Below are 12499 nucleotides of genomic sequence, written 5' to 3' on the forward strand. Positions count from 1 at the left end.
CACTATGAACGCAAAAGTCTGGCTGGTGGGTGCAGGTCCCGGTGACCCTGAGTTGCTGACCCTCAAAGCCGTGCGCGCCCTGGGCGAGGCCGACGTGGTGCTGATCGACGATCTGGTCAATGTCGCGGTGCTGGAGCACTGCCCCGACGCACGCATCATTGCCGTGGGCAAGCGCGGCGGCTGCCGCTCCACGCCCCAGGCCTTTATCCATCGCCTGATGCTGCGTTATGCCCGCCAGGGCAAATGCGTGGTGCGTCTCAAGGGCGGCGACCCATGCATCTTCGGTCGCGGCGGAGAAGAAGCGCAGTGGCTGCGCGAGCACGGTGTCGAAGTTGAGATGGTCAATGGCATCACCGCTGGCCTCGCGGGGGCGACCCAGTGCGATATTCCACTGACCCTGCGCGGGATTGCCCGGGGCGTGACGCTGGTGACGGCCCACACCCAGGATGGCAGCAGCCTGAACTGGCAAGCCCTGGCGCAAAGCGGAACCACCCTGGTGGTGTACATGGGCGTGGCGAAGCTGAGCGAGATTCGTGAGCAATTGCTGGCCGGTGGCCTGGCGGCGAACACACCCGTGGCCATGATCGAAAACGCCTCCCTGCCCCACCAGCGTGACTGCCGTAGCGATCTGGCCTCGATGGAAGCCGATGCAAGCGCCTTTCAACTCAAGAGCCCGGCGATCCTGGTGATTGGCGCAGTAGCGGGAGCGGCTGAACTGGCCGCCTCCCCGCCGGCCTGGGCCCAGGTTTCAGCCCTCTGACATACAACCCCTACCAAGCTCGCTCCCACAATGGGATTGGAGTACGTCCGGGAGAACCAGGTCGGCTGTCAGGCCGCTTTCGCGAGCAAGCCCGCTCCCACAGAAGGAACGCGATCACCCAGAACCAGGTCGGCTATAAGGCCGCCTCGCGGTGGACGTTGATCTCGGGCGCCCCGTTAACCACGATGGCCGAACGCAGGTATTGCGTAGTGGGCATCCCGGCATGGATGCCGGGATAGCCGCGCTGGGCCATGGATGGCCCTTCGCGGCGGGCCCACGGAGCAATGCCGGAGTGAGGGCATGCCGAGCCTAGGCGAGGCACCGAGTGGTGGGGCAGAAGCGTTTTGCTTACTTTTGCGCTTCTCAAAAGTGAGCCGCCGTCAGGGCGGAACCCTAAGTGGCCGTTACGCAAAAAATGGATATGTACTCAGTCAACAAAAGCCTGGCCGGCTGCAAGGCCGCCATCGCGAGCAAGCTCGCTCCCACAGGTTTTGCTTCGTCCGGCATAGACTGACTGATAAATCCCAGGCAAAGAAAAGCCCGGCCTAGGCCGGGCTTTTCCAAAGCTGTGGGCTAATTACTTAGCTTGGGCTTCAACCTGCGCTTCTACGCGACGGTTAACTGCACGACCAGCTTCAGTGGCGTTGTCAGCAACTGGGCGGGATTCGCCGTAGCCAACAGACTGAACGCGAGTCGATTCAACACCGTACTGGTTGGTCAGAACTTGCTTAACGGCGTTTGCACGACGCTCAGACAGTTTCTGGTTGTAAGCGTCAGGACCGACGGAGTCAGTGTGACCTTCAACAGTGGTGCTGGTGGATGGGTACTGCTTCATGAAATCAGCCAGGTTCTTGATGTCGCCATAGCTGTTTTCTTTAACGACCGACTTGTCGAAGTCGAACTTGACGTCCAGCTCAACACGTACGACTTCAGCAACAGCTGGGCAGCCATCAGCGTCAACGGTTACGTTGGCTGGGGTGTCAGGGCACTTGTCGACGTTGTCGCACACGCCATCGTTGTCGCTGTCGGAGCAGACTTCAGCCGGAGCTGGAACTGGAGCAGCAGCAGGCTTGGAGCCGCCACCGAAGTTCACACCGATACCGACGCTTGGAGCCCACTCGGTGTCGCCCTGGTCGATGTTGTACTGAGCTTCAACGCCGGCACGGGCGTAGAAGTTCTCGGTGAAGTACAGCTTGGCGCCGCCGCCAACGTTGGCGAAGGTGGAACGGTTACGGCCGTTGCTGCCATTCTGGTCGATGCTCTGGTCGGAGAAACCGGCAGAGACGTAAGGACGCAGCATGTCGCCTGGGTTGTTGAAGTGGTACAGGGCGTCCAGAGCGGTGTTGGCGCCTTTGACGTTGGTGCCGTCGTCAGTACGGGCGTTGTGCACTTCGTCGTAGGCCAGACGCAGTTCAACGTCGTCGGTCAGGAAGTAACCAACCGAACCGCCGAACAGGTTGCCGTTGTTCTTGAAGTTACGAGCGCTGTCGAATTGTTCTTTCTTGGCGAAGCCTTCGATTTCAACTGCGCCTTGGCCTTGTGCCAGAGCGCCGAACGAAGTGGCAGCAATCAAAGAACCAATGGCAAAGCCCAAGGTGTTTTTCAGTTTCATCCGTTAAATCCCCATCTGGTGATTGTGAAGCAGTCCCGCAAACCGGGGGACAACTCGGCGGCAAGTCTATCAGAACTTGCCTACACGTAAGAGATATTTGCGCCGAACTAAGTTTCAGCAATGCCTGCAAATTTCTCACGTAATTTGTCAAGAGCACGCTTGTAACGCATTTTTGTCGCGCTCAAACCCATATGCATTATGTCTGCGATCTCCTGGAATTCCAGCTCTGCGACAAATCGTAGCACCAGAATTTCCCGATCGATCGGGTTCACATAAACCAGCCAGCGATCGAGTCCACCCTTTTCCTCGGGCTTGGGCGCCTTATCTTCCGACGCTTCCTCGAGAGGGTCCAGGCTCAGCGCGTCCATCAAGCGACGCTTTCGCCGTTCCTTGCGATACTGCGTGATGCATTCGTTGTACGTGATGCTATAAAGCCATGTCTTGAACTTCGATTTCCCCTCGAAGTTCTTCAGGCCATACAGCACCTTCAACATCACCTCCTGACAGACATCGTCAGCATCACGATCGTTCCCGAGATAACGCGCACAAACGTTAAATAAAGTTCTCTGGTAACGACGCATCAACTCTTCATAGGCGCGCGTTACGTGAAACAGCTCCGTATGCGCGCGCGCGACCAACTCCTCATCGGAGAGATCACGGGGGTCGTAGCGCGTGGATAGCGATTGGGGTTTGTTCAAAACAAGTCGGGCCGACAGTCTAGGTCAATGTGCGCCGCAGCCTGCGATATCGGGCATTTTGCGGCGGCATACATTAGCAGGGTTTGCCGGGTTAGCGGCTACTCACATGCTGTTCCAGCAGGATCCGATTGGAAAGCGACACCAACTCGCCCTCCTCGGTCAGCAATGTGGTCTTCACCGTGCCGATCTCTTCGATCTGGCCTTCGACCTCGCCAACACGCACTTGTTGCCCAACCTCGTACAATTCACGCACATAGATTCCCGCCAGGATCTGACCGGCGATTTCACGACTTCCCAATCCCATGGCCAGCGCAACCGCCAGACCAACGGTAATCAATACGATCACGATCACGTGGTTGAGCAGGTCAGTCTTGACCTCCAACTGACTGATCGCCACCGAAATACTGATGATGATCACCAGGCCCTGGGCAATTCGCCCCACGCCAGCGGCGTAGTCCAGCCCAACGCCCTCGGCCGCACCGCGCACCAGCCCGTTGGCCAGTTGCGCCAGCAGAACGCCGACCAGCAACACCAGCGCAGCACCAAAAACCTTCGGCAAATACAGCGCAAGCATATCAAGCGTAGCCGAAACTCGCTCAAGGCCAAGGGATTCTGCTGCGGAAACCAGGAAAATCAGCAGCACGAACCAATACACAATCTTGCCGACCAGGGTAGAGATCGGTACCTGGATGCCACCTCGGGACAACAGCTTGGTCAGGCCGGTGCCGCCCATCAGGCGATCGAGGCCCAGTTTGGCGAGCAACTTGGACAGCAGCGTGTCCAGCAGCTTGGCCACGACAAAGCCCAGCAACAGCACCACCAGCGCGCCGAAGAGGTTGGGGATGAAGTTAGCCACCTTGGTCCACAACGCAGTCATTGCCGTGACGAGGCTCTGGGTCCAGAGATCAAGTTCCATATTCAATCAGCCTTATCAGCGGTGCGAGTAACAGGTTTACGGCGGGAAACCGGCGAGACATGGGCCGATCCATTATTCAGGGCGATCATCAGCGCGGGCAACCAGCGGCCCAGCAGGCTGAACAGATCGCCTGCGCCGACCTGGCGGTTGGCGGTTTTCAGTACACGTCCCAGGCATGCATCGTCGTCCCGGCTGGACGGCGAAGCCTTGAGCATGTCGCGCAAAGACTGTTCAAACGGATCGTGCATACGCACCTCTCGTGATGTCTGTGGAAGACGCGATCAAATTTCGTCGGGTCACATGAAACCCCATCACACCCAGCGCAAGCGGCGGAATAACCACCACTGCCCCAGCGCCACGCAGATCATCAGCAGGCAGGCGACCATGAAACCGTAGGGGCTTTCGGAAAACGGAATGCCGCCGACGTTGATGCCCAAAAGGCCGGTGAGAAAACTCATCGGCAGGAAAATCCCGGTGACGATGCCAAAGCGGTACATGGTGCGGTTCATGCGCACCGAAAGGCGCCGGTCTTCGGCCTCCAGCACAAGCCCCACGCGCTCTCGGGTCAATTCCAGCTCCTCGAGATAACGGGTCAGGCTGTTGTTCAATTCGTTCCAATAGTCGCCGTCATCCTCCAGAAACCATGGCAGTTTGATCCGCGACATCTGGCCAAAAATATCCCGTTGTGGCGCCAGGAAACGCTTCAGTCCAGCCGCCCGGCGACGGATGTGCAAGATGGCGTCATGCTCGGGGGCATACCGTTCGTCGGCGTCGAGCTTTTCTTCCTCGCCATCGACGATTTCCGAGAGGCAAGTGACCAGGTCCTGCACCTTGTCGGTGAGGTATTGCGCCATATAAAGGATGAGTTCAGAGGCGTTCTCAGGCCCCTTGCCCTCGGCCAGTTGCGCCAACAGCTCATCGGTGGCCCGCAACGGACGCAGGCGCAGGGAGATCACCCGCTGGGCGGACGCAAAGATCCGTACCGAGACCATGTCTTCAGGTTCGGCGCCCGGGTTGAGATTGATCCCCCGAAGGAACAGCAGCAGCTCGGCATTGGGCAAAGGCAGCAGGCGCGGCCGGGTGTTCTCTTCGAGCAGCAGGTCGCAGTTGAACTCGCTCAGGCCACTGGATTTGCGCAGCCAGGTGTGGGTTTGCGGATGACTGCGATCCCAGTGCAGCCACAGGCTTTCATGGGCCTGCAACTGCAAATCGTCGAGTTCGGTCCGGGCTATGGAACGCGCGCCACCTTTACCATCCAGCACCAGGGCATGCACCAGCCCCCATTGCGCGTTTTCTTCCTCGAACATCCTCATCCCTTATGGCTTTGGTGCTTCATTCAGGCATTTTTAGCGGGCTTGGCGAGACGATCACGCCATTATTGTCCGCATAGACATACTCGCCCGGGCGAAACGTCACGCCGGCAAAGGTCACCGGCACATTGAGCTCACCGACACCACGCCGGTCGGTTTTCATCGGGTGGCTGGCCAGGGCCTGAACCCCGAGGTCGGTCTGGGCAATGATGTCGACGTCGCGGATGCATCCGTAGACCACCAGCCCTTCCCAGCCGTTCTTAGCGGCTTTTTCCGCCAGCACGTCCCCCAGCAACGCCCGACGCAGGGAACCGCCGCCGTCGACGACCAGCACCTTGCCGTTGCCCTTGAGTTCAACCTGCTCCTTGACCCGCGAGTTGTCCTCGAAGCACTTGATGGTCACGATTTCGCCGCCGAAGGAATCGCGGCCGCCGAAATTGCTGAACATCGGCTCCAACACCTGCACCAGTTCCGGGTAGGCGTCGCACAGGTCGGGCGTGAGGTAATGGTTCATCGAACAACTCCTGAAAGGCTGGAACGTCAGACTGAATGAGCAACCGTTTGTGACTGGAACCGCTTGAAGCGTCATATCTTAGCCGCAAGCCGACCAGAGCGAAATGCCCATGTCAGAGCCTTTCGCTTAAACCGCCTCGGCCAGGGCGGGCGGGTTTTCCAGCAACGGTGCCCGCTGATCTTGCAGCCAAAGCGCCACCAGAGGCCAGACCTCAGCCTGTGCCGCCTTGCTGACCAGCATCTCGACGTGACCGAAATCGCCTTTGAAACCCTGTCCCCGGCCCAGGCAAACAAACTGCTTGTGCTCGGAACCAATCTGATCGAAGAGCTTGCGGCACGCCCAGGTGGGGTCCTGATGATCGCCCGCGGCGCTCACCGCCAGCACCGGCAACCGGACATCGGCCAACCCGGCCCACCAGTTCTTCTCGGCATCGCCGAAACGCCCGAACAGGCCGTACCAGCGCATGCTTTCCAGGGCCAGGCCGATGGGTTCATCCTCGGGGCCGCGCTTGAGCCTTGAACCGGACAATTGGGCAAAACGCTTGAGAATGAAGCGACCGCTCCACTCCACTGGCGGAAACTTCAGCGGCCAGTAGGTGCGGCTGACCTGGGTGCCAAAAAACGCCGCCGAAGCCACCGCAGGCTCGCCCAGGTAGTGGCCGCCCAAGGCTGCCGCCAGGGTGATGCCACCCAGGGAATGACCGATCCAGTGGGGCACTTGCCCGCTCTGCTCACGCACGAAGGCGCCAATGGCCGGCAAGTCGTAACGGGCGTAGTCGGCCACCCGATTGTTGCGATAGCCCTGGTTGCGCTGGGATAAGCCATGGCCGCGCATTTCGGGAATCCAGACATCGAACCCCAGGCGTGCCAGGTATGCCCCCAGGCCCAGACCCTTGGGCGAATACCAGAAACGCCGGTTGGAAAAACTGCCGTGCAACAGGATCACCGGGACCCCACGGGTTTCGCAGGCGTCGGCCATGCCCAGCCGGGTGACGGCCAGTTCAACGCTGGCGTCCGGGCTGTTGCCGGGTTTCAAGCGATAGACGTCTTCGCTCAGATCACCGCGCCGCTCGGCGCTGATCAGGGCGACAGGAAAGAGGTTGCTGCTGCTTTGCATGATTTTCTTGCACAAAAAAAAGACGACTGTGGGAGCGAGCTTGCTCGCGATGGCGGTGGATCAGCACAATAATCTTGGCTGACACTCCGCTATCGCGAGCAGGCTCGCTCCCACAAAGGTTACCCGGCTTACATTACCGGTGAGGCCCCTTCACTCGATCAGACCGCCGCCTGACCCTCAGCCAGGAAGAACCAGGTTTCCAACACGGAGTCCGGATTCAACGAAACGCTTTCGATGCCCTGCTCCATCAGCCATTTGGCCAGGTCCGGGTGGTCCGAAGGGCCCTGGCCGCAGATGCCGATGTACTTGCCAGCCTTGTTGCAGGCGGCAATGGCGTTGGCCAGCAGCTTCTTGACCGCCGGGTTCCGCTCGTCGAACAGGTGCGCGATGATCCCGGAGTCACGGTCCAGGCCCAGGGTCAGCTGGGTCAGGTCGTTGGAACCAATGGAGAAACCGTCGAAGAACTCGAGGAATTCTTCAGCCAGGATGGCGTTGGACGGCAGCTCGCACATCATGATCACGCGCAGGCCATTGTCGCCACGGGCCAGGCCGTTTTCCGCCAGCAGGTCGACGACCTGGCTCGCTTCGCCCAGGGTCCGCACGAACGGCACCATGATCTCGACGTTGGTCAGGCCCATCTCGTTACGCACGCGCTTGAGGGCGCGGCATTCGAGTTCGAAGCAGTCGCGGAACGATTCGCTGATGTAGCGCGAAGCACCACGGAAGCCCAGCATCGGGTTTTCTTCTTCCGGTTCGTAGAGCTTGCCGCCGATCAGGTTGGCGTATTCATTGGACTTGAAGTCCGACAGGCGCACGATGACCTTTTTCGGCCAGAACGCCGCCGCCAGGGTGCTGATGCCTTCCACCAGCTTCTCGACGTAGAAACCGACCGGATCGTTGTAACCGGCAATGCGCTTGTCGACGCTGTCCTTGATTTCCTGCGGCAGGCCGTCGTAGTTCAGCAATGCCTTGGGGTGTACGCCGATCATGCGGTTGATGATGAATTCCAGGCGGGCCAGGCCCACACCGGCATTGGGCAACTGCGCGAAGTCGAAGGCGCGATCCGGGTTGCCGACGTTCATCATGATCTTGAACGGCAGGTCCGGCATGGCGTCCACGGAGTTCTTCTTGATGTCGAAGCCCAGTTCGCCCTCAAAGATGTAGCCGGTATCGCCTTCGGCGCAGGAAACGGTCACGCCCTGGCCGTCCTTGAGCAGTTGGGTGGCGTTGCCGCAACCCACCACGGCCGGGATCCCCAGTTCACGGGCGATGATCGCCGCGTGGCAGGTACGCCCGCCGCGGTTGGTGACGATGGCGCTGGCGCGCTTCATCACCGGTTCCCAGTCCGGGTCGGTCATGTCGGAGACCAATACGTCGCCGGCCTGGACCTTGTCCATCTCCGAGACGTCCTTGATGATCCGCACCTTGCCCGCGCCGATGCGCTGGCCGATGGCACGGCCTTCCACCAGCACAGTGCCGGTTTCCTTGAGCAGGTAGCGCTCCATGACGTTGGCCTGGGTGCGGCTCTTCACGGTTTCCGGACGGGCCTGCACGATGTACAGCTTGCCGTCGTCACCGTCCTTGGCCCACTCGATGTCCATCGGGCACTTGTAGTGCTGCTCGATGATCATCGCCTGCTTGGCCAGCTCGCTGACTTCGGCATCGCTGAGGCAAAAACGCGCGCGCTCGGCCTTGTCCACATCGACGGTCTTCACCGAACGGCCGGCCTTGGCTTCGTCGCCGTAGATCATCTTGATGGCCTTGCTGCCCAGGTTGCGGCGCAGGATGGCTGGACGACCGGCTTGCAGCGTGCCTTTGTGGACGTAGAACTCATCCGGGTTCACCGCGCCCTGCACGACGGTTTCACCCAGGCCGTAGGCGCCGGTGATGAACACCACGTCACGGAAACCCGACTCGGTGTCGAGGGTGAACATCACGCCGGCGGTGCCGGTTTCGGAGCGGACCATGCGCTGCACACCGGCGGACAGGGCGACCAGCTTGTGGTCGAAGCCCTGGTGCACGCGGTAGGAAATGGCACGGTCGTTGAAAAGGGAGGCGAAGACTTCCTTGGCGGCACGGATGACGTTTTCCACGCCACGGATGTTCAGGAAGGTTTCCTGCTGGCCGGCGAAGGAGGCATCCGGCAGGTCTTCGGCGGTGGCCGAGGAACGCACGGCGACGGCGATGTCCGGATTGCCTTCGGACAACTTGGCGAACGCGGTGCGGATCTCGGCGTTCAGTTTCTCGGGGAACTCGGCGTCCATGATCCATTGGCGGATCTGGGCACCAGTCTTGGCCAGGGCATTGACGTCATCGACGTCCAGGGCATCGAGCGCATCGTGGATCTGCTTGTTCAGGCCGCTCAGTTCCAGGAAATCACGATAAGCCTGGGCGGTCGTGGCGAAGCCACCTGGCACCGATACACCGGCACCGGCGAGGTTGCTGATCATCTCGCCCAGGGATGCGTTCTTGCCCCCCACATGCTCCACATCATGGACGCCGAGCTTATCGAGGGAAACTACGTACTCTACCAAGGTGATCTCTCCACTAACTGTGTTGGAAAAGCTCAAGGCACCGGTGGCTCCAGGGGAGCGATGACCGGCGATATGGCCTGGACCTGGAAAATAAGTGAGAATGCGAGCCACTGGCGGCCGGCAAATCGCGCCTATCATATCCAAGAATCGTCACTAGCTCACTAGCTTAAGGCCCAAGGCGCAAATGAAACGATCTGCTTTCTTTATCTCCGACGGCACCGGCATCACGGCCGAAACGCTAGGCCAAAGCCTGTTGGCACAATTCGAAAACATTACCTTCGCCAAGTTCATACGTCCGTACATCGACAACGTCGACAAGGCGCGGGCCATGGTACAGCAAATCAATAAAGCCGCCGAAACCGACGGTTTCCGCCCGATTATCTTCGATACCATCGTCAATCAAGACATCCGTGAGATTCTCGCAACGTCCAATGGTTTCATGATCGACATTTTTTCCACGTTCCTGGCGCCCCTGGAACAGGAACTGAGCGAGCACTCCTCCTACTCGGTCGGCAAGTCCCATTCCATTGGCCACAACTCCAACTACATGGAGCGGATCGAGGCGGTCAACTTCGCGCTGGACAACGATGACGGCGCCCGCACGCATTATTACGACAAGGCCGACCTGATCCTGGTGGGCGTGTCGCGCTGTGGCAAGACGCCGACGTGCCTGTACATGGCGATGCAGTTCGGCATCCGCGCGGCCAACTATCCGCTGACCGAAGACGACATGGAGCGCCTGCAACTGCCCAGCGCCCTGCGCGCCCACCAGCACAAGCTGTTCGGCCTGACCATCGACCCGGACCGCCTCACCGCGATCCGCAACGAGCGCAAGCCCAACAGCCGCTATTCGAGCTATGCCCAGTGCGAGTTCGAAGTGCGCGAGGTGGAAAACCTGTTCCGGCGGGAGAATATTCCGCACATCAATTCCACGCATTTTTCCGTGGAAGAGATTTCGGCGAAGATCCTGGTGGAGAAAGGGGTGGAGCGGCGGTTCAAGTAAGGTAGAGGCCTAAAGCCAAATCTGTGGGAGCGAGCTTGCTCGCGATAGCGGTGCGTCAGCTGCATGAATGTTGGCTGACACTCCCCAATCGCGAGCAAGCTCGCTCCCACATTGGTTCCGGTATGACTGCAGGATTTGTATTCCCCTGCTTTCCTCCTGTGGAAAGCTTGCTCCCACAGGTTCTACCTCAATGAGCCACAGCCGCCTGCTCTTCCATCTTCTTGCGCAGGCTCAGCGGGCGCATGTCGGTCCAGACTTCTTCGATGTAGGCCAGGCATTCCTTCTTGAACCCGCTTTTGCCGACGGTACGCCAGCCTTCGGGAACGGCCTTGTAGTCTGGCCAGATCGAATACTGTTCTTCGTGGTTGACCACGACCTGAAAGACGATGTCCTCGCGGTCGAATACTGAAGTCATGGGTGTCTCTCCATCTTTGCTCGAGGTTCGCTGCGTCGCATGCGCAGCCAGGATATGAAAGGAACGTACGGGGCCGGGTGAAAATTAGCGGTCAGAGACCGCCGCATGCAGGGCTCGCCCGAAAATTTCGGCGACCCGGTCGATTTCCGCCCTTGTGATAATCAGCGGCGGCAGGAACCGCACCACGCCGCCCTGCCGGCCACCCAGCTCAAGGATCAGCCCGCGCTTGAGGCATTCACGTTGCAGCCGTGGCGCCAACCATGCGTGCACCGGCGGATGGCCCAGGGCGTCGGGTTTACCCGCCGGGTCTACCAGTTCGACGCCGAGCATCAACCCGCGACCGCGGATATCGCCCAGTTGTGGGAAGTCTCGCTGCAGGATGCGCAGGTGCTCGCTCAAGCGTTCGCCCATGGCGGCGGCGTGGGCCGGCAGGTCGTGTTCCTGCAGATAGCGCATCACTGCGGAACCGGCGGCCATGGCCATCTGATTGCCACGGAAGGTCCCGGCGTGAGCACCCGGCAGCCAGGTGTCGAGCCAGTCGCGATAAACCACCACCGCCAGCGGCAGGCTGCCACCGATGGCCTTGGACAGCACGACCACGTCCGGGATGATCCCGGCGTGCTCGAACGCAAACATTTTGCCGGTCCGGCCGAAGCCGCTCTGGATTTCGTCGACGATCAACGCCACCCCCGCCTGCTCGGTGATCCGCCGCAAGCCGCGCAGCCAGTCCAGGTCGGCAGGAATGACCCCACCCTCGCCCTGCACCACTTCGACGATGACGGCTGCCGGTAATTGCACGCCGGCCTCGGGGTCATTCAACAGGTTTTCCAGGTAATGCAGATTGGCCTTCACGCCCGCCACACCGCCCAGCCCGAATGGGCAGCGGTAATCGTAGGGGTATGGCATGAACTGCACGCCGCTGCTGAGCAAGGCGCCCAAGGGTTTCTTCGGCCCCAGGCTGCCCATCAGGCTCAACGCTCCCTGGCTCATGCCGTGATAACCGCCCTGGAATGACAGCACGGTGCTGCGGCCGGTGGCGGTGCGCACCAGCTTGAGGGCGGCTTCCACGGCGTCGGTACCGGTGGGGCCGCAGAACTGGATCTTCGCCTCGGCGGCCAGCTCTGCCGGCAACAGGCCGAACAGGTCCTGGACGAAACGGTCCTTGACCGGCGTGGTCAGGTCCAGGGTATGCAACGGCAGCTCATCGGCCAGCACCTGCTGGATCGCTTCGATCACCACTGGGTGGTTATGCCCCAGCGCCAGTGTGCCAGCGCCGGCCAGGCAATCGATGAAGGTGCGGCCCTCGACATCCTCGACATACAGCCCCTTGGCACGCTTGAGGGCCAGGGGAATCCGCCGTGGGTAGCTGCGGGCATTGGACTCCTGCCGACTCTGACGGGCCAGCAGCGGCGACTCATTGAACTGGTAGAGCGTCTCGGCCGGCGCAGGACTGACCCGGGCCGGCTGTGCTTCGATAAGACTGTTGGCGACTGACATCCCTCGACCCCGCAATACACTGAAGTAATGACCCAACGACACACCGCACAGGTGCATCTCCGGTCGGAGCGCACATGCAGGTTTCCTGTTGTGGAAACGCATCAGCCACGAAGGGATTTACTCT

Annotated in this window: 12 protein-coding genes; 2 read left to right on the top strand and 10 right to left on the bottom strand. The window is 60.4% G+C overall.

Annotated features, from left to right (window positions below; all coding sequences use genetic code 11):
- Positions 1 to 4 precede the first annotated feature (4 nt).
- Positions 5 to 760 (top strand): uroporphyrinogen-III C-methyltransferase, encoded by a 756-nt coding sequence (cobA, locus tag Q7F16_RS22960; RefSeq protein WP_046063802.1) that lies wholly within the window; start codon positions 5 to 7, stop codon positions 758 to 760.
- 577 nt (positions 761 to 1337) lie between these two features.
- Here cobA and Q7F16_RS22965 read toward each other — a convergent pair.
- From Q7F16_RS22965 to ppsA, 8 genes are all read right to left on the bottom strand, one after another.
- A complete protein-coding gene (locus tag Q7F16_RS22965; protein ID WP_046063801.1) occupies positions 1338 to 2372 on the bottom strand; it encodes an OmpA family protein in 1035 nt (344 codons plus the stop codon).
- Between the two features lie 107 nt (positions 2373 to 2479).
- Positions 2480 to 3070: an RNA polymerase sigma factor SigX gene (gene sigX / locus Q7F16_RS22970; RefSeq protein ID WP_003183614.1), complete on the bottom strand. Its 591-nt coding sequence runs from the start codon at positions 3068 to 3070 to the stop codon at positions 2480 to 2482.
- Positions 3071 to 3161: 91 nt separating this feature from the next.
- The gene (locus Q7F16_RS22975; RefSeq protein ID WP_003199523.1) at positions 3162 to 3986 is read right to left on the bottom strand and encodes a mechanosensitive ion channel family protein; all 825 of its coding nucleotides are present in this window, start codon (positions 3984 to 3986) and stop codon (positions 3162 to 3164) included.
- Between the two features lie 2 nt (positions 3987 to 3988).
- On the bottom strand, positions 3989 to 4234 hold the full coding sequence (locus Q7F16_RS22980; RefSeq protein ID WP_014337331.1) for a hypothetical protein: 246 nt from the start codon (positions 4232 to 4234) through the stop codon (positions 3989 to 3991).
- A 63-nt stretch (positions 4235 to 4297) separates the two neighbouring features.
- A complete protein-coding gene (locus Q7F16_RS22985) occupies positions 4298 to 5293 on the bottom strand; it encodes a zinc transporter ZntB (protein ID WP_046063800.1) in 996 nt (331 codons plus the stop codon).
- A gap of 25 nt (positions 5294 to 5318) precedes the next feature.
- Positions 5319 to 5810 carry a ribonuclease E activity regulator RraA gene (rraA, locus tag Q7F16_RS22990; protein ID WP_046063799.1) on the bottom strand — a complete coding sequence of 164 codons (492 nt, stop codon included), beginning with the start codon at positions 5808 to 5810 and terminating at the stop codon, positions 5319 to 5321.
- A gap of 126 nt (positions 5811 to 5936) precedes the next feature.
- Positions 5937 to 6926 carry an alpha/beta fold hydrolase gene (locus Q7F16_RS22995; RefSeq protein ID WP_046063798.1) on the bottom strand — a complete coding sequence of 330 codons (990 nt, stop codon included), beginning with the start codon at positions 6924 to 6926 and terminating at the stop codon, positions 5937 to 5939.
- Between the two features lie 158 nt (positions 6927 to 7084).
- Positions 7085 to 9460, bottom strand: a complete 2376-nt coding sequence (ppsA, locus tag Q7F16_RS23000; RefSeq protein WP_018605647.1) for a phosphoenolpyruvate synthase — start codon at positions 9458 to 9460, stop codon at positions 7085 to 7087.
- Positions 9461 to 9644: 184 nt separating this feature from the next.
- Between ppsA and ppsR the strand changes: the two genes are divergently transcribed.
- The gene (ppsR, locus tag Q7F16_RS23005) at positions 9645 to 10463 is read left to right on the top strand and encodes a posphoenolpyruvate synthetase regulatory kinase/phosphorylase PpsR (RefSeq protein WP_014337326.1); all 819 of its coding nucleotides are present in this window, start codon (positions 9645 to 9647) and stop codon (positions 10461 to 10463) included.
- Positions 10464 to 10650: 187 nt separating this feature from the next.
- Here the strand turns inward: ppsR and Q7F16_RS23010 are convergent, their stop codons facing one another.
- Together Q7F16_RS23010 and Q7F16_RS23015 are read right to left on the bottom strand one after the other, a co-directional pair.
- Complete coding sequence (locus Q7F16_RS23010; protein ID WP_028237696.1) at positions 10651 to 10878, bottom strand: MbtH family protein; 228 nt, start codon at positions 10876 to 10878, stop codon at positions 10651 to 10653.
- 84 nt (positions 10879 to 10962) lie between these two features.
- Positions 10963 to 12375, bottom strand: coding sequence for an aspartate aminotransferase family protein (locus Q7F16_RS23015; protein WP_409556935.1), 1413 nt, complete (start codon positions 12373 to 12375; stop codon positions 10963 to 10965).
- Between the last annotated feature and the right edge of the window lie 124 nt (positions 12376 to 12499).

Source organism: Pseudomonas sp. Lb2C2 (genome assembly GCF_052112205.1).
Classification (GTDB): domain Bacteria; phylum Pseudomonadota; class Gammaproteobacteria; order Pseudomonadales; family Pseudomonadaceae; genus Aquipseudomonas; species Aquipseudomonas kilonensis.